Annotated in this window: 7 protein-coding genes and 1 pseudogene; 6 read left to right on the top strand and 2 right to left on the bottom strand. The window is 63.1% G+C overall.

Translation table 11 applies throughout. The features are described 5' to 3' along the window. Window positions 1-129: 129 nt before the first annotated feature. Window positions 130-2,169 carry a type I restriction-modification system subunit M gene (locus E3T55_RS15875; protein ID WP_134520534.1) on the bottom strand — a complete coding sequence of 680 codons (2,040 nt, stop codon included), beginning with the start codon at window positions 2,167-2,169 and terminating at the stop codon, window positions 130-132. A 612-nt stretch (window positions 2,170-2,781) separates the two neighbouring features. Between E3T55_RS15875 and E3T55_RS15870 the strand changes: the two genes are divergently transcribed. The 4 genes from E3T55_RS15870 (at window position 2,782) to E3T55_RS15855 (ending at window position 11,186) form a co-directional block, all read left to right on the top strand. Further along, complete coding sequence (locus tag E3T55_RS15870) at window positions 2,782-7,572, top strand: ATP-binding protein (protein ID WP_134520533.1); 4,791 nt, start codon at window positions 2,782-2,784, stop codon at window positions 7,570-7,572. A gap of 592 nt (window positions 7,573-8,164) precedes the next feature. Continuing rightward, window positions 8,165-9,301 carry a tyrosine-type recombinase/integrase gene (locus E3T55_RS15865; RefSeq protein WP_241993099.1) on the top strand — a complete coding sequence of 379 codons (1,137 nt, stop codon included), beginning with the start codon at window positions 8,165-8,167 and terminating at the stop codon, window positions 9,299-9,301. 14 nt (window positions 9,302-9,315) lie between these two features. Beyond that, entirely contained in the window at window positions 9,316-9,645 is a 330-nt protein-coding gene (locus E3T55_RS15860; RefSeq protein ID WP_241993098.1) for a helix-turn-helix domain-containing protein, read from the top strand. Continuing rightward, entirely contained in the window at window positions 9,642-11,186 is a 1,545-nt protein-coding gene (locus E3T55_RS15855; RefSeq protein WP_198418585.1) for a hypothetical protein, read from the top strand. The genes E3T55_RS15860 and E3T55_RS15855 overlap by 4 nt, the downstream gene beginning before the upstream one ends. A 673-nt stretch (window positions 11,187-11,859) precedes the next feature. Here E3T55_RS15855 and E3T55_RS15850 read toward each other — a convergent pair. Then, window positions 11,860-12,909, bottom strand: coding sequence for a DUF4062 domain-containing protein (locus E3T55_RS15850; RefSeq protein WP_166791810.1), 1,050 nt, complete (start codon window positions 12,907-12,909; stop codon window positions 11,860-11,862). A gap of 402 nt (window positions 12,910-13,311) precedes the next feature. Here E3T55_RS15850 and E3T55_RS15845 point away from each other — a divergent pair, with 402 nt between their 5' ends. After that, window positions 13,312-14,184 carry a hypothetical protein gene (locus E3T55_RS15845; protein ID WP_134520530.1) on the top strand — a complete coding sequence of 291 codons (873 nt, stop codon included), beginning with the start codon at window positions 13,312-13,314 and terminating at the stop codon, window positions 14,182-14,184. 501 nt (window positions 14,185-14,685) lie between these two features. Continuing rightward, a pseudogene (gene mobF / locus E3T55_RS15840) lies at window positions 14,686-18,224 on the top strand (MobF family relaxase). Window positions 18,225-18,595: the final 371 nt, after the last annotated feature.

Genomic DNA, 18,595 nt, shown 5'->3' with positions numbered 1-18,595 from the left:
GGTGAACGTCATCTGACCTATTGGTACCGCGCCGCTCCGAAAATAAAGCATTAGCAGGCAGCGATTTCCATGTAGAAGGAACCAGACCAAGCCACTCAGAATTGGATTCCACGTAGTCGGGATAGCTGCTCATGCCCGCGATACCTCGCCAAGCAGGACTGAAATCTCCTGCACGAGAGTTTTGAGGTCAGCATCAATCTCTTCAAGGGAACGCGGCGCTACGTACTTGTAGAAGTTGCGTGTAAAGGGGATCTCGTAGCCGACCTTGTCCTTGGAGCGGTCAACCCAGAAGCGTTCGACGTGCGGGGATATTTCTCGCCGGATGTAGGCGTCGATGTCCTCGGTGAGAGGCACGTTCTCGGTTTCGCGGAGGTCCGTGTCAGCGACGGGCTTCCCCTTGGAGTCCGTGACGATGGGGGCGGTTTCGTCGTGCACCGACAGGCCGGCGAGGAGGGCCTTGAGCTGCGGGGCAGTGAGAGTGATGTTGGCGACTGCGAGTGCGGACTTCACGCGCTTGGTGAAAGACGTGCTGTCTGTGGTGGTGGTCTCGATTGGCTCGACCAACGGAACTCGTGTGGTCTCGACAGGCTCGACCTGCCGTTCCAGTTCGGCAGGCTCGACCGACGGGAGGAGGGCCAGCTGGACAGCACTTGCAATGGAGAGAAGCGACTTCGCGAACAGCGCCTGGGCAAGGCGTTCCGCGGTGAGCGCCCAATTCAGTTGGAGGGGGCGTTCGACGGTGATGGTGGTGTAGCCGAAATCGGCGAGGGTGAAAATTTTGGATGCGTCGGCATCCGCTTCTGAAATGTTGGAGCTCTGGCCGTAAAGGCGCACGATGTGCTGGACCTGTTCCGGGGTGAATTGGCGGCGTTTGGAGCCGAGGCTTTTGGGCATTCTGATCCACTGCTCGGTGGCGTCGATCAGTTGGATTTTGCCGCGGCGGCTGGTGGGTTTGTCGTTGTCGAGAATCCAGATGTACGTGGCGATGCCGGTGTTGTAGAAGAGGTCGGTGGGCATGGCGATGATGGCGTCGAGGAGGTCGTTTTCGATGACGTATTTGCGGATGTTGCTTTCTCCGCTGCCGGCGCCGCCTGTGAAGAGGGGGCTGCCGTTAAGGACGATGCCGACGCGGCCGCCGCCTTGCGCTTTCGGGCGCATCTTTTTGACCAGGTGCATGAGGAAGAGCAGGGAGCCGTCGGAGACGCGGGGGAGGCCGGGGCCGAAGCGTCCGTCGAAGCCTTGCAGGTCGAATTCTTTCTGCACGAAGGACTGTTGCTTTTTCCATTCGACGCCGAAGGGCGGGTTGGAGAGGCCGTAGTCGAAGGTCTTGCCGTGGTGGCCGTCGTGGGTGAGAGTGTCGCCCCAGATGATGTTCTCGATGGCCTGGCCCTTGATGACCATGTCGGCTTTGGCGATGGCGAAGGATTCGGCGTTCAGTTCCTGGCCGACGAGGGTCAGGGAGGCCTGAGGGAAGTGTTCGCGCACGTAGTCGTCGGCGACGCTAAGCATTCCGCCAGTGCCGGCGGCGGGGTCGTAGACCGTGCGCACGGCGCCGGGGACGGTCAGGGAATGGGCCGGGTCGTCGTCGGGGTGCTCGGTGAAGAGCAAGCTGACCATGAGGCGCACGACTTCGCGCGGGGTGAAGTGTTCTCCGGCGGTCTCATTGGAGGCTTCTGCAAACCGGCGGATGAGCTCTTCGAAGATGAGGCCCATCTCGGTGTTGCTGACGCGGTCGGGGTGGAGGTCGACGCCGGCGAATTTCTGCACCACGAGGTAGAGCAGGTCGTTTTCGTCCAGGCGGGCGATCTGGGCGGGAAAGTCGTAGCGGTCGAAGATGTCGCGTACGTTGGCGGAGAATCCGTCGAGGTAGTTCAGGAGGTTCGCGCGCACGTTGGCGGGGTCGCCGCCGAGTTTTGCGACAGTGAACAGGCTGGTGTTGTAGAAATCGTGCTTCGCGATGCTCGGGAGCAGCTTCTCAACGGGGATATTGCCGTCTTTGCGCTTCTCGTACTCGGCGAGCACGGCGTCTTTGGTGGGTTCGAGCACGGCGTCGAAACGTCGCAGGATGGTGAAGGGCAGCACGACTTTGCCGTAGTCGGCCTGCTTGTAGACGCCGCGAAGCAGATTCGCGATCGACCAGATGAACGCGCCGTTGTTGTTGTCAGCCATGTGGTGCGGTGTTTCCCCTCGTAGTGCTTAGGACAAGCCTATTGGGAGGGTGCGACTTCGGACGTTTAGCGAAACGCGGCGATCTCAAATCGAATGGCGCCTCGCTCGAAGTACCAAACTTTCTGCCGGTAGTCCGACGCCGTGAAGTTTCTTGCAGCTACGGATGGAGGAAGTCTTGCCGTTGCTCATTGCTCAAGCATTCAAGCGACTCACTTCAGAATCTCCAGTGTGGATCAATCACCACATTCTGGGGTCCACGGATTTCTCCCAACGCAAAGGAGAAAGGGCGCAGATCCTGCAGTTGCAACTCCCCGCGGGCCCACCTTATGCGTTGGCAGGGCTCGGCGCGCTGTCATCGTTCGCAAGCCGCGTGATCTCGTCCTTCCACCCCCGCTAAGGGGCGCATTCACGAAACACACTCGTTCACTGTTTCACCTGAAGTTGGCCGGGCGCGCCACGGCGGGGACGGCGAGTATCGGTGGGAGAGTAGGGGAAGGGCCGATGCCCGGATGGGGGCTTTGAGCTGTGGCAAGAACTAAGGCGTCGCCAGTCTCGACCGGGGGAGCAGGCACGGTCATGGAGCATCGAATAGGTGCTGTTCTGCTTGGCTCTATGCTGACCGGCGGTGCCTTCCCTGGCATGGGTGACGGGTTCACCATCGTAGAGATTCGTCCGCAAGCTGGAGAAAAAGGAGTCGTTGATGATTTCTTCGTGACCGGCCGATCCGGGTCAGGCGTTCAGCGCACGATTGCAGTCGCCGCACGACATGCCCCCAACATCACCAAGAGCGACAGCCCTACTCAACGGCTGTTGAAGACATTCGTTCTGGAAGCTCTGAGGAACAACGAATCCGTGGAGAACGGCCTCTTTGGGCTTGTTCTAGCCACCGCGAGCATTGAGCCCAGCGTCCGGGAATTACAGAAGCTGGCTGGAATTGCGCGGGCAGCTGGCGCAGCGCCCGATTTTCGGGCGCGAGTCCAGCCTGGCGCCGGACACACCAAGGAGGCGGAACGAAAACGTCTCATCCACTTTGATGAACTGGTCGCGATCGCACTCAAGGACATCAATCCGACCTCCATGCCGGAGGACACCTCTTGGGAGGTGTTGCGTGCCCTTTCGGTGCACGAATTCCGGCTCGACGCCGAAGACCCCACGGATTGCATTGCGGCCGTGAACGCGTTGCGGTCAGTGGTTCCAGACCGAAGACTCGAGTTGGCCGGCGCCCTCTTTGAAAAGCTCGCATTTATGGTCGGAGACCTTGCGCCGGCTGCCGCAGTTGTTACTGAAGGCGACCTGCGCCGACGGCTTGTAGGGACTCCGCTCAGTTTCTCGCCCCGTCTACCGGTCGCGAGGCGGACAATCGAAGGACTACAAGTCAGTGCGAGGGGATCAGTCGGCCTGAAGCTTGGACCCGCTGGCCCGACTATCCCGAGGCACCGTGCACTGGAAGCCCTTCATACATTTATTGGGCAACTCGGCGCTGGCGAAGCCGGCGTCATTACGGGCGAGCCAGATGTCGGAAAATCAGCGCTTTCCTTTGAGCTGGTCGAGCCCTCTGCGGCCGATGGACGTGCGTCACTGTTTCTGAATGCACAAGACCTGCCCGACGATGTCGGGACCTTTCTCGGCCTTCTCGACGCGTCCATAGAGGACGTACTGGGGGGATACCGGTGGGGAGAAGCGTCCCTTCTCGTTATCGACGGTGCGGAAGCCGCAATCGCCGGTCGCAGAAGAGTTCTCCAGAACCTCGCCGCGAGCGCATTGCGACTTGGTTGGAGCGTAGTTCTCGTTGCGCGTTCTGATCATGCTCTTGAAATGAAGGCGCTCCTCAGTTCGTGCCTGGATCAGAGCGGCCTTGCTACTGATGTTGCTGAGCACCTCGTGCAGGGACTCGACGAGAGGGAGCGGGCAGCAGCAGTCACCTCTGTACCTAGCCTTGAACGTTTTTCCATTGAACCACGCAACGTCTGGTTGCTAGAGCGCGTGGGTCTTGTGGACCTACTCCTGCGGTTGCAGGCGATGGACTCCTTGCCTGACGGGGTCTTTACTGAACACGAGGTGTTTCACGCCATCTGGCAGAGCATGGTTCTGGGAAGGGGCAGTAGCGCTTTGTCAGCAGAACCTGACTACGCTCGGGAGGCCTATCTCCTGAACCTTGCTAGGCACCACCTGGGGATTCAGGCCACCTTCCATCGCTCGGACGACGGCAGAGCCAGGGATTCACTGGAAGCCGACGGCTTGATTCGCTCCCGACAGGGGATACGTGGACAGTACGAGTTGCCCGGGTTCTCGTCCGACCTGATCCAGGACATCGCGGTTGCTCACTTGCTTTTGAAGGATGGGTGGGGGACTCTACTAGAGAGCGACGGGCCACGGTCCGCGCTCAGAGCCGCGAGAGTTGCGGTAGAAGCAACTCTTTCGGACGGCGATCCAGCGTACGAGTGGCCCATCCTTGAGACTGCTCTTACCCGCGTCGCCGATGTGCACGGGCCACGATGGGCGGAAGTGCAGTTTGAGGCAGCACTTCGTCTGTGCGACAGCGAACTTCTATGCGTTTCCTTGCTTAAAGAACTAGTCGCGGACGACGGCAATGGTTTAAGAAGGCTCCTCCAGATTGCGGCTACTAGCAACGTCGCGGGCGGTTCAGAAACCGTACGCATTCTCGCACCACTCGTTGCGGTATTCGAATGCTCCAGGCAGTGGCGAGATGGTCTGACCGCAGCGGCGACGGAGGCGACTGACGAGCTCCTTCAAACTATCACTCTTGCTTGGCTAGCCAGCGCGATGCTCTCAACCCGGGCCTCGATCCCGCTACGACGGACCCTGCGGGAACAATTGCTCGCCTCGGATATGGGGCGCGCATCCGACTTCGTCCTGAGCGCCCTCGCAAGCTTGTCCACCGACCTCAACGATCAGGCCGCGGACGCCATTCGCGGTATCGGGGTACAGCGGCCTGAGAAACTGGCCGCCGTTGTTGAATCTGGGTGGTGCGGGTTGGCGTTGGCCCGTTCGAACCCTGAGCTGCTTGCGGAACTGGCCGAAAAGTACTACTTCATGCCCGATCCCGCCGCCGGACTTCGAGAATTTCGGCACCACCAGGGCGCGATCAGGCATCACGAGTTCAGGTACAAGACCGACGGTGGCATCCGCCCTTCAGCGGACAATGGACCGTTCTACTCGCTGGCTCGGACGAATCTGTTTATCGGCATCTGTTTCGTGAATCGAATGCTCAACTGGGAAGCAGAGCACAGACATGCTCACCGAGACACAAGCCCCACGACTGCTCGGCGGGTGAACCTGCCTCTGCTCGGTGAGAGAGAAATCCTGGGCGATGACGGTGACTGGCTTTGTTCTGTTGGGCGCAGTGCCGCGCCGGAAGCATGCGCGAGCGCTTTGCTAGCCGTCGAACTAGTAATCAACGAGTTGATCGCGGCCGAGAGAATCTCGGCGGAGCAGGTCGTCCGACTTTTGCTCGAAGAATGCCGGAGCATGGCCATGCTTGGCCTGGTGACAGGAATCCTCTGTCGGATGCTCCCGCGCTCATTTGATCTGCTGGAACCGTTGCTCGGGTATGTCTTTGTCTGGCAGGGAGAGACACCGAGATTCATAGCTGAGCGCCTTCAGAACCCGAGGGAGCGCCCCGCATCTCCCTTGTTCTGGGAACTCATGTTCAGCTTCGTTGGACGCGCAGTGCTCGCGAAAAATGAACCGATGCTGAAGCGATTGAATTCGCTCTCAGTCAAGCTCCTTGAGGATGCGGGTGTCGAGTTTGAATCGGCGCAGCCGCCCGATGTCATCCAAGGTTGGGCATCGCTTCTGAATCCCACGAGCTACGAGGTCCACGTTTTGCCCGACGGCCAAACCGAAATCGAGTACACGGAACCTACACAGCTGACAGTCCGCCGCCGCGAGTATCAGGTAGAAGCCGATCGCGGGCTCGAGGAGACGATGTTGAGCCTGCGCTACGTGTGGGGCAATGAGTCGCTAGAAGCCGACGAGTCACTTCTCAGCGACGTCGGCATTGCGAGGGGCATCGATTCTCGCGAACAAGAAGGGCGGTCCACGGATATCGTCATCAGCGTGGCCGCCGCGGCGCTTTCTGCTGTATACCGCGGAACGGTGGAACTCGCTGAGAGTGACCTGGCCTGGGCCGTGGAACGCGTCCTTGAGCAAGCCAGCCGCGACTCATCTGATGACGAGCCATCAGCGCTCCATGCGGATGCCCGTGAAGCTGATCGCGCCGCGGCCCGGGCCTTGCCCTTTCTTCTTACCGATCCGTCACTCTTCGGGACGGGAGACGGGCAAGCGCTCAGACTCGCCGTCGAACGCTTGAGTACGCGAAGCGGCGGCGACGTGGTCGACGTATTGGCAGACGGGCTTTCGACGTTCTGGTGCACTCCTTGCTCGGTTAGAGAGCGGACGTGTCTGCACGCCCACGTTTGGCATTCACTTATCGCCAATCTTGCTTTCTCGATTCGCTCGGATTGGCAGGAGGAACCAGCCGATCCAACACTGGCTGAGCCGTACGCTATCACCCTCAGCGAGGTCCCTGATTACCAGGTGAGCGCGACTGTGCTCGTCGCTCCGATGCTGGCCAGTTGGGACGCTTCTCGGTCCGAGACCTGCGTGATGGATGACGCGAAGGAACTGTATGAGACCCTCAAAACAACCTGGCGTCGGCATATCAAATGGTTGGTAGAAGTGCGAGGTGGTTACTCGGACGACGGCGAGGGGCTCCGCATAGCGACGCGACTCGCTGAGGTCGCAATACGTGGTGAAACTGCGCCCATGTTCGGTCTGCTTCACTGGGCTGCCGGAGATCCAGGGCTGCTGATGAGCGCTGTAGACGACCTTACTGAAGCGCTGACAGCGGCCTCTCGCGCCGGCGCTGACATCCTCACTGCGTGGCTCGCGATGTCCAACACCGTGATCGATGACCTCGACTCCGGGATCACCTTGGACAAGAGTGACATGGGCACGCCGTACGTCTTTGGAAGCCTCCTTGTCAAGCCGAACTACCCTCGAAAAACAGAGTTCACCGCGGAGCGACGAGCGCTCACCCTGGCCAAATGGCCACACCCGAGCACCTTTGCCCCGCTGTTCGAACGCTGGGTACCGTACGCCTCTGGTATGCGACAGTCCGTAGACGCAGTTGCGATTGTCGCTGAAGGAACATCTCTTGACTGGCAGCTGGGCACTGGCCTGGCCTGGCTCGAACGGGCCATAGGAGGAAGTTACGAATCGTTAGCTGGCCGAACCAACGCGCCCATCTGGCTGGAAAACCTACGACCGGACCTAGAGAATCAGCCGGCCGAGCTGGCCACATGGCTTCGGATAGTGGACGGGCTCGCGGCCTACGGGGATCCGCGCGCTCACGCGCTCCAGAGGAAGGAGGAAGGCTGAATAGCCGTCAAGGCAGTGGGCAGGCCGCGGGCCCAAGGAATCTGTCTCTGCTTGAGATGCTCCCCTGCTCGGCACCAGCCTGTGCTTTAGGGGGAATCAAGTTGTTGTCAAAAGCTGTGAACTCATACTCATGCCGTCAGAGCCGCTGATCAGCGCTTGTCCGAGATGCCCTCGGATGCCAGCCACTGCGGAATCCATCGGTGACGTGCGCCGGCGCCGAGACCTTGCAAGCGTACTCCTAGCTGTTTGACAGGCCCTGGCTCGGTCATAATGAACCGGCAGCGCTCTCGATGAGCCGGCAGCGAGACCGCTGTCACCAGCTTTCAAATCCCGAACACGAATTGCCACGCCTCTTGCAGATCGAGGTTGAAGATGACGAATCGCGTTGGATGCGATCTCGTCATTGTGATTGGCTGACGTTTCTTGTGCGTTCTTCTGCGGAATCACGGACCCCGGAATGCGCGTCGCCTGGTGTGTTGGGTTCATGTTTCGGGGTCGCTGTGGGTCTTCCCGTTCTGATCGGGAGATTATCGCGCGGATCGCATTAGATGCGGTAATATCGCATCCAATGCGATGATCTCGGGAGGTTGGAGTGACCGGTGACGAGGGTGTGTTGTCGGGCTCTGCCCGGCTGGCGCTGGTCGACGGGGTTTCGCTGCTGCGGCCGGACGAGCAGGTGTTTGACGCGATGCTTGAGGGGTGGCGTAATCAGGGGCTGGCGCGCAATCTGGCGCTCTCGACGGTACTGGCTCGTGAGCGGCAGGTGCGCGCGTTCCAGGCTCACGCGGGCGTTTTCCCGTGGGAGTGGACGGCGTTGCACGCGGACGAGTGGTTCGCAGATTTGCGTGCAGTGCATCACTGCACGCGCTCGACGTTGCGCGGTTATCAGGTCGCAGTGCGCGGCTTCTGCGCGTTCTCGACCGACCCTGCCTACGAGTGGGGTGCGCAGTGCCTGAGCCGGTTCGGGTCGCACCCAGTGCAGATCGTCACGGACGTCAACTCGGCGCAGCATGTCGCGGATGTCGAGTCGCAGCCGGGTAAGCGTCCCTTTACGCGGCGTGAATTGCAGGATTTGTTCGACTACGCGGACGAGCAGGTCGAGTTCAAGCGCTCTCAGGGCAAGAAGGGTTGGATGGCCGCGTTCCGGGATGCGACGATCTTCAAGACCGCTTACGCCTTTGGCACGCGCCGCGCCGAGACGCAGATGCTTGACGTGTCGGACTTCGGCCGCAACCCTGAGGCGCCGGAGTTTGGCGGCTTCGGGGCGGTGCACATCCGGCACGGCAAGGCAAAGCGCGCCTCACCGCCGAAGCGTCGAACGGTGTTGACGGTCTGGCCGCGGTCGGTCGAGGCGCTGGAACAGTGGTTTACCGAGGTCCGCCCGCTGTTCGGCACGGACGGGAACCCGGCGGCCTGGCCCTCGGAGCGGGCACCTCGGGTGAGCGTGGCGCTGCTGGATCACCGGATGGCCGCCTACCGGGAGGCCGTGGGCCTGGACCCGGTGCTGGACTTCCAATCGCTGCGCCGCTCCTACGTCACGCATCTGATCGAAGACGGCTGGGACCCGCGGTTCGTGCAGGAGCAGGTCGGCCACGAGCACGCGTCGACCACGTCGATCTACACCGGGGTGTCCTCGGACTTCCGCGTCCGGACGTTGCGGCGAGCTCTGGACGCGATCGTGGCTGACGCGGTCGGCGACGCACACACTCACCGAGAGGGAACACGATGACCAGACAACGACGGATGGTGTCCTATCAGTGGCGGCTGCGGGAGGTGATGGCCGCGCACAAGCTCTACGCGACGACCGAGCTGGTCCCGCTGCTAGCCGAGCGCGGCATCGTGCTGTCGGCCTCGCAGGTTCACCGGTTGGTGACCACGATCCCCGAACGGCTGTCGCTGCCCGTGCTCGCGGCGCTCTGCGACATCTTCGACGTGACCCCGGCCGAGCTGATCCCCACCGACGCGGTCAACGTCGGCGTTCGCAAGATCGCGGCTGGCGACCGACCCGCGACGGCGCCAGACATCGGTGAGCTTCGGCCCGTCCGCGCGCGGATCGTCCACCCGGGCGAATGACGGGAACCGGTGCCGCGGGCGGCACCGAGCCGGAGCGATGCGCACGTTGCGGCCGCCTGGTCGGGACCGCGCGAGCCCGTAACCAGGCCGGAGGCGTCAAGGTGCTGGCCGTCATGCGCCGCTGGCCCGAGGGGCCGATCTGCTCGGGCTGCTTCGCCAACGCGATGGAGATTTACGGCATCTGTGACGGCTGCGGCACCGACCGGCTGCTGCCCGGCATCGGTCCCGACGGGCAGCGCTGGTGCACCGACTGCGGCGGGGGCCTGGGCGATTACACCTGCACCCGATGTGGCCGTGAGGGATGGCGCGAGCATGCCGGCATCTGCGGCTGGTGCGTCCTCCGGGACCAGGTCGACGAGCTCCTGGATGACGGAACCGGCCGGGTCCGCGTCGAGCTGACACCCCTGGCCGCGCTGATCGTCAGCATGAAGCGGCCGCGCTCGGGCATCCGCTGGCTGACCCGCCCCGGGCCTTGCGGAATCCTCCGCGCACTCGCCCGCGGAGAAGTCCCGCTCACCCACGAGGGTGTCCACAGCCTGCCGCCATTGAAGTCAAGCATCTACATCCGCGACCTCATGGTCACCGCCGGGATCCTCCCACCCGTCGACAAGTTCATGTTTCTGTTCGAGCAGTGGTGGCCGGCCTGGCTCGACACGATCACCGACCCCGAGCACCGCGCGACCTTGCGGCTGTTCCTCACTTGGCACTACCTGCGCGTCTTCCGCGCCAAGATCGCCGCCCGCGGCGAGCTCGGCTACGGCCTGCCGCAACTTGCCCGCGCCCGGTTGCGCTTGACCGCTGCGTTCCTCAACGACCTCGCCTCCCGGGGCCGCACCCTGGCCGAGACAACCCAAGCGGACCTCGATCGCCTCTTCGCCCAGAGCTCCCCACACCAGAGAAACGCACTCCGCCCGTTCCTGCGCTGGGCGATGAACACCCGGCGGATGCCCCAGCTGGACCTCCCGCCCCAGCAGGAGCGACCCGTCACGCTCGTCACCCAGCGGCAGCGCATTCAGCTGATCCGCCGCATCCACGACGGCGACGGCATGGAGCTGACCGACCGGGTGCTTGCGCTGCTCGTCCTGCTCTACGCCCAGCCCCTCGCGCGCATCCAGCAGCTCACCGTCACCGACATCGCCACCGGCGACGACGGGCACCTGCACATCCGGCTCGGCGACCCTCCCACACCCGTCCCAGCCCCGTTCGACCAGGTCATCCGTCAGCACGTCACAGCGCGCAGGAACCAGATGACGGCCGCGAACACGACGAGCCCATGGCTGTTCCCTGGCCGAGCCTCGGGACAGCCGATGCACACGACGTCGCTGCGGCTACGCCTCCATAACCTCGGCATCCCGAACCTGACCAACCGGAGCCGAGCGATCCGCGAGATGCTCCGCCAGGCACCCCCGATCATCATCGCGGGCATGCTCGGCTACAGCGCGACCGGCGCCGAGAAGATCGCCGCCGAATACGGAACCCACTGGCAGCACTACGTCGGCCTCGACCGACAGCCCCGCCGCCCGCCACGGCTCACCGAATAAGGAACTCGTCACTCCAGTTCACGTCAGAGCGCCAGTTGTCCAGGCATCTTCGTCGCGACGCTGGAGGTCAGCGCGGTGACAGTGTCGATGCGGGTGATGAGTGCCAGTTTCGCGTGCAAGTGCGCACTGAGCACGGCTGCCGGGTGCGACGAAGTGGGTGTCTTCGGCAGCGACCATCTCTCCCTTTCACCAACCTGGCGTGACGACGTGCCGCGGGAGGCGATCGATGAGACCGGGTCGAGAGTGGCGTCGTCGCTGAGTGAAAAGCCTGCGACCCGGCGGCTTGGCGTTTTCCGTCGAGGCAGTACGCCAGATGGAGTAGCAGCGATGCGCCTCGGCGGCTGATCGCGAAGCCGTCACCGGCCTCGTCGTGGATGCCAATAGCAGGCCTCGTTGCTGATCACTAATCCAGCAACGCGATCCTTCTCATGCTCGCGCTGTGATCGAGCTTGCCAAGCGACTTCCTCTTGGAGGAGATGCCATGTCGACGCAACGCGCGAGTGTTACTTCTGAACTCTCGGCTGTTCGACTGCAGATCTTGGACCCATCAGGGCCACCGACACCAGCGTGGATGCATTCGACTAATGACCGCCCGCTGATGTGTCAAGACTTCATCGCGCGGTTGAAAAGGGTAGCGGCACGGAACTAGGCGGATAAAGTCGATACGGCTGTGTCACCCGATGTCACCCGTCGGCTCTTCATGTTTGGTTGCTCTCAGCTCCGTCACCCACTCGTCGCCGGCCGGGGTGAGCTGCCAATACTTTCTATGGTCGGACGCTACCCGTCTTTTCGTACCGGCCTTGATGGCCTTCAGGGCTCGGAGCTGAACGATAATGTTGCTCCACGTACCGCCCTCGAGCTCGGTAGTGAGATTAGTCATTGTGGGGATGCCTTGGTCTTTCCTTACCTCAACGTGTAGCTGATCGTTAATCAGTCCTATCAGGTCTTCATCGGCAGCCTCCTCGATCAACGTGGGCCCGATAATGAACATGATCTCTTCCCAGGACCACTCGTATGAATGGTACTGAGCTACACGTTCGCCTGTCCCGAATCCTCTAAAGACGAATACGATAGATGTCTTTTCTGATCCGTGGGCGTACGTCTCGTTGATTCTCTCGGCGATGCCAGTTGCTTTTGCCACGGCGGCCTTGGCTTCCCCCGCTTCCAACTCAGCGATACGCGCGCGCAACTCTGCGATTTCGACGCGCTTTTCTTCTGTTAGGGCATTGTCGCCTCTCACCCAGCCCGGCCGGGGTTTGGACTTCTGAAGCCTCGTGACTCCGACAATAACGTTCGCTTGAAGCTCCGACGGCGACTCGAAGAAGGTGACCATGCGGGTCCTGATCTTTCTCTGGAAGAGCTCTAGCTTGTCCAAGACGCCGTCGCCGGTCTCGATCTTGTCGCCTGGTATAGAGCCTGGATTCTTGGGTAGAAAGCCGATTATGGGGATGCCCTGCGACACAGCGTAGTCATACTCCTTTTCGGTGTAACTCACGCCGGCTTCATCGGTGCTTCCATAACGGCGCGCGCTGACAATGAGGTAGTAGTCACACTGCTCGATGACACTCTTAATGAGCGTCCACTGATCGTCATCTGCCGCGGGAAACAATTCCATTCCGGCCGGGAGGCAGTCGATTTTGAGTAGGCCCTCCATAATTGCTTTTCGTTCGTCAATGAGGTCTTCGAACGTTGAACTGATGAAAACTTGATAGCGGCGTTCCATAAGCCTCACCATAGTGGCCGACCTCTACGGCGTTGATGGCTGGCTTGCTAGAGAGGATTGTCTTGACGTGACCACGGCCAACGGCGAGACGCCTCATCATTCCTTGAGGGTAGTCCCGGGGAGCTCTCAGTCGCCGAATGGGAGAGCCCATGGGCGGGGCTCATTCGCGGCTGTCTCACCGCTGAGCATGTGGTGTGCAAAGCTGTTCGGATGGCACTCGGAAAATTCAGCGTTACGACCAAGCAGCGCCTCGCTGGAGAAGCGGGGCACGTTTGCTCCGCTCCCTGGTGTGACAAGACTACGACCGCCGCATCGCGGGTGCGCCGAAGCGGACTTTCCTCAACTGCCGAAGCAGCTCACATCAGGGGGCGTCGTCCCGACACTGCCCGATATGAACCGACCATGACTGACAGCCAGCGTTCGGATGTGAACAACGGGGTCCACCTCTGCCGAAACGATGCGAAGCTCATCGATGACGACGAGATCATGTATCCCGTTTCCCTTCTCCAGCAGTGGAAAGCACGCCAGATTGAGAGCGCACTCCGTGCGCAGCAGCAAGGATGGAGGGGAGATCAGTCATTCGCACTGATGGATCACACCACTGTGTGGAAGGAGGTCGATACTGCGGGTATGTATGACCATCTTCGGGCAGCTGGAATGACAAGCGCTTGGGTCGCTGGGGCCTCTGATGATATCGCTACTCTCTTCGGCGAGCTTGCGCTCAACGCCCGCCAGCACGCTGGCAGTCCAGAATTCACTTTGCGGACATCGGGCCAAGAGGTGACCGTGTCTTACACAGAGTCAGGAGCGCCTTTTGGACGGGCAGATCTGGAATCTGTGTCGAACGGCAACGGCGGACAACTCTATCTGAACGTCTGGGTTGAGACCTGGGACGCGCACTTCTTGTTTTTCAGCGAAAGAACTGGGAACGTGCGTACCTGGGTTGTTCGCAATCGGGCGGTCGCTCCTGACCAGGGTGACCGATGCGCCGTCCTGCTACCGCGGCAAGGGAGAGTCGATATCGCCGCTTTCGAAGGGTGTGAGACTGCACAGATTCACCTGATGGATCGACTTGTCTTCAGCGACATGCCGCAGCTCATTGCACGGCTCAGCGACACGGCCAAGGGGTCGTCTGTCCTGCTATCTAGCGAGGTGCAGAATAACCTTCGGTTGATCGAAAAATGGCTCGAGCGACGTGACCCCGACTTCGGCACGATCAGGTCCTGGGACGATGCAATTTTCATCGAACGCCGTGCCCGACCTACTGTGGACTGAACGGCGCGCGCTCCGGAGCAACTCTCGCCATTACCCGCGGGCGTGCGTCAAACCGGATTGTCCGAGCCGACCCGAATCGCTGTCGAAATTCTGCTGAAGCGGATGATGCTCAACGCACTCAGCGTAGTGACATCACCACACGAGCACCTCTGAGCGTCGCGTCCTGTCGTCGGCGTTCAGTAGATCTATTCGCGCGACAATGCCGCTGTGACAAACCCGATTTCGTTCAGAGGTCCTGCTGAGCTTGAGCAGATTCATACCATCTTGGCGCGCGTCGAGCAGCAGATCTGTGCAAAGTTTGAGCCCGCAACCCGTTCGAAGCTTGCTAGTGCGAATGCAGCCATTGCTTGGATGCATTCGTGCCACGTGGTGACGACGGCTCGTACGATGGCCACTGACAACATCCACCCCGGTCCTTGCGGATTCCTGCGACGAATACTTGTCCCTGGAATCCTGTTGTGGGTTGAAGCGCACCTCCGCTATGAAAGCGGAGGTGCGTTGGTGACGGTATCGATACGGGTGATGAGTGCCGGGGACGGCTACAAGTACCTGCTGCGCACCGTCGCCGCCAGTGACGGCGACCGGTCGATGTCGACTCCGCTCACCCGGTACTACACCGCGGAGGGCACGCCACCCGGCCGGTGGATGGGCGGCGGCCTCCCCGGGCTCGCCGGCGGCCTCATCGTCGAAGGTGACGTTGTCACCGAGGCCCAACTGCAGCTGCTCGTCGGCCTGGGGCGGGACCCGGTCACCGGTGACCCCCTCGGACGCGCCTACCCCGAGTACCGCACCACCGCAGAACGCGGTTCAACCGAGATGAGAGCCGCCGGTCTCGAGAGCGGGCCGACGGTGAGGGCGGCGGGCGCCGCGGCATCCGCTTTCGAGGAACCGGGATCGAAGCGGCGGCGGGCCGTCGCGGGCTACGACTTTACGTTTTCGATTCCGAAGTCGGCGAGTGTGCTGTGGGGTGTGGCCGATGCGGACACGCAGGCGCGCATCGCGGCGGCGCACCATGCGGCGGTGGCCGAGGTGATCGGCTACATGGAGCGTGAGGTCGCGGCGACGCGCACCGGCACATCCGGGCGGGGCGGGGCGGTGGCGCAGGTGGACGTGACCGGCCTGATTGCGACGGCGTTTGATCATTTCGACAGCCGGGCGGGGGATCCGCACCTGCACACCCACGTGGTGATCAGCAACAAGGTGCAGACCGTGCTCGACGGCAAATGGCGTTCGCTCGACGGGCGGCCGATGCACGAGGCCGTGGTGGCGCTGAGTGAGCTGCACGAGACCCTGTTCGCCGACGCGCTCACGCGCTCGCTCGGCGTGCAGTGGGAACCGCGGGAGCGGGGCCGCGATCGGCACGCGGCGTGGGCGGTGCGGGGTGTGCCGGAGGCGCTCGTGGCGGAGTTTTCGACGCGGTCCCGGCACATCGACGTGGAGACCGACCGGCTGATCGAGGCGTATGTAGCCAGTCATGGGCAGCGCCCGAGCGCGGTGACGATCACGAAGCTGCGCGCGCAGGCGACGCTCGCCACGCGGCCGGCGAAGCAAGTGCACTCGCTGGCGCAGCTGACGGCGGCGTGGCGGGAACGGGCCGGGCGGGTGCTCGGGCGGGATTTGTTGGTGGCGGTGGATGACGCGGTGGTGCTGCGCGCTGAGGACCTGCCGCTGTCAGCTCTTGAAGTTCTCGGGGCGAGCGTGATGACGACAGTGAGCGAGAAACGCGCCACCTGGCGGCACTGGAACCTCATCGCCGAGGCCGCGCGCCAGAGCATGCCGTACCGGTTCGCGGCGGCGAGCGATCGCGAGGCCGTCGTCGGGCTGATAGCGGATGCCGCCGAGCGCGCCTCCCTGCGCCTCACCCCGCCCGAACTCGCCGTGAGCCCGGTGAAGTTTCAGCGGGAGGACGGCACGTCAGTGTTTCGGCCCAAGCACTCCCTGGTGTTCACGTCGACGGAACTGCTGGAAGCGGAGGCGCGGCTTCTGGCTCGGGCTGCGCTTGTTTCGGCGCCGCGCGTGGCGGTGTCGGGTTCGGTTGCCCGCACGCGGCTGCCCGGCGGGGGCATGCTCGCTGACGACCAGCTCGCGGCGCTGTCAGCGGTCGCCGGCTCTGGCCGGGTCGTCGATGTACTGGTCGGGCCGGCCGGCGCGGGCAAGACGACGGCGATGAACGCGCTACGACGAGCGTGGGAGTCGGCTCGCGGTGCGGGCTCGGTCGTTGGGCTGGCTCCGTCTGCGGCCGCGGCGACGGTGCTGGCGACCGATCTCGGCATCACGACCGAGAACCTGGCGAAGTGGTGGCACTCCCACCTCGCCGACGGCACGACCTTCCGGCCCGGCCAGCTCGTGATCATCGACGAGGCCTCCCTGGCCGGCACGCTGCCCCTGGACCGGGTCACCGCGCTGGCCGCTGCTGCCGGCGCGAAGGTGCTGCTGGTCGGCGGCTACGCGCAGTTGCAGTCGGTCGATGCGGGCGGCGCGTTCTCGCTGCTGGTGCACGACCGTGCGGATGCGCCTGAACTGCTCGATGTGCACCGGTTCGTGCACGAGTGGGAGAAGGCCGCGTCCCTAGGGCTGCGGCAGGGCTCGCCGGAGTCCATTGATGCGTACGCCGTCCATGATCGGGTTTTTGATGGCGATACGGAGGCGATGACGGATGCCGCCTACGCGGCCTGGCGGGCGGACATCCGCTTGAGAAAGTCGACGGTGCTGATCAGCGATTCGAATGAGGCGGTGGCGGCGCTGAACGTGCGGGCGCGCACCGAGCTGATCCTGGAGGGCCGGGTCGATGCGCGGCGCGAGGTCGACCTGCACGACGGAACCCACGCCGCCGTTGGCGACCTGGTGATCACGCGCCGCAACGATCGGCGGCTCTACGCCTCGCGCACCTGGGTACGCAACGGTGACCGGTGGGTCGTGGTCGGGGTGCGGCGTGATGGCGGGGTCGAGGTGCGACGTGCGGGCCGGCGGTGGGGGAGCGCGGTGGTTCTGCCCGCCTCGTATGTTGCCGAGCACGTCGAGCTCGGCTACGCCGTCACCTCGCACCGGGCGCAGGGCCTCACGACCGATACCGCGCATGTCGTGGTGGCGCCAAGTATGCCGCGGGAGAACCTGTACGTCGCGATGACGCGCGGGCGCGAGGCGAACACCGCCTATGTGGCGGTCGACCGTCCGGATGTGGCGCATGTGGGTCCGCGGGCGGGGGACGATCCGGAGGTATCGGGCCGCAGTGTTCTATTTGGCATTCTGCAGCACGTGGGGGCCGAGCTGTCCGCGCACGAGACTCTGACGGCCGAGCAGGATGCCTGGGGTTCGGTCGCGCAACTCGCCGCGGAGTACGAGACCCTCGCGGCGGCCGCGCAGCACGACCGGTGGGTGACGGTGGTGCGGGCGAGTGGGCTGTCGCCGGGCCAGGCTGACGCGGTCATTGCGGCGGATGCCTTCGGACCGTTGGCCGCGGAGCTGCGGGGGGGCCGAGGCGCACCACTACGACGTTGCTCGTTTGTTGGACCGCGTGGTCTCGGCGCGCGGGTTCGAGGACGCGCAAGACATCGCGGCGGTGCTGCACGCCCGGGTCGCCATGGCGGTTGCTCGGGATGCCGCCGCTGGTCGCTCGCGCCGATCGCCGCACTTGATGGCTGGGCTGATTCCTCCCGCCCTCGGGCCGATGGACGCCGCCATGCACCAGGCCTTGGCTGAGCGCAGCGACCTGATCGAATCGCGAGCGGCCGCCGTGCTCGAGGCAGCGCTGGCCGCGGGGGCCCTGGACTCGAGCGCTGGGCCCAGCGCCCCGCGGTTCTGCCGCCGCTGCATGGCGCCAAAGCGGATGCACCATCGCGGCCTACCGGGACCGCTACGGCATCGTAGGCGCGCGTCCTCTCGGTGCTGTCCCGGATTCGACCGCCCAGAAGCTCGACGCCGCCCGTGCCCGTGTCGCACTCGAGACGGCACAGCACCTTGCGGGAGACTACGGCGCCAGCGATGTGTCGAGGTTGGCTCGGACTGCCTCGGGCCGGCCCCTTGTGGGCATGCATATGTAAGAGTGCACGTCACGAAGTCAGGCGGAGCTGGCGGCCAATGCCGCCGCCAAGCACCAGAACAACGACCGTGACGCGGATGCGTACTTCACAGACCCCGCGCTGCCCGAGCACCTGCGCCAATCCATTTTCTTCGCCGATGGTTCAACAGAGGTCACGTAGCGGACCGGGAAGCTTCTTCGTGGCTGCGGAGATCGAATGGACCGGCTGGCTCTTTCTGGCACAGCGGCCATCGACGACACCGTCACAGTGGTGAGCCGTCGGCGCCACGGCCTGGCGGAATTTGTCAAGGTGAATGAGGCCAGTGGGAGTTTAGGCGGCTAGTTTTAGCCCTTCAACCTCAACTGGTTTCTCGGCTGGTTTGTTGATCCATG

Source organism: Cryobacterium frigoriphilum, from assembly GCF_004403305.1.
GTDB classification, from domain to species: Bacteria; Actinomycetota; Actinomycetes; order Actinomycetales; family Microbacteriaceae; genus Cryobacterium; species Cryobacterium frigoriphilum.
This window is presented reverse-complemented; position numbering and strand designations above follow the sequence as displayed.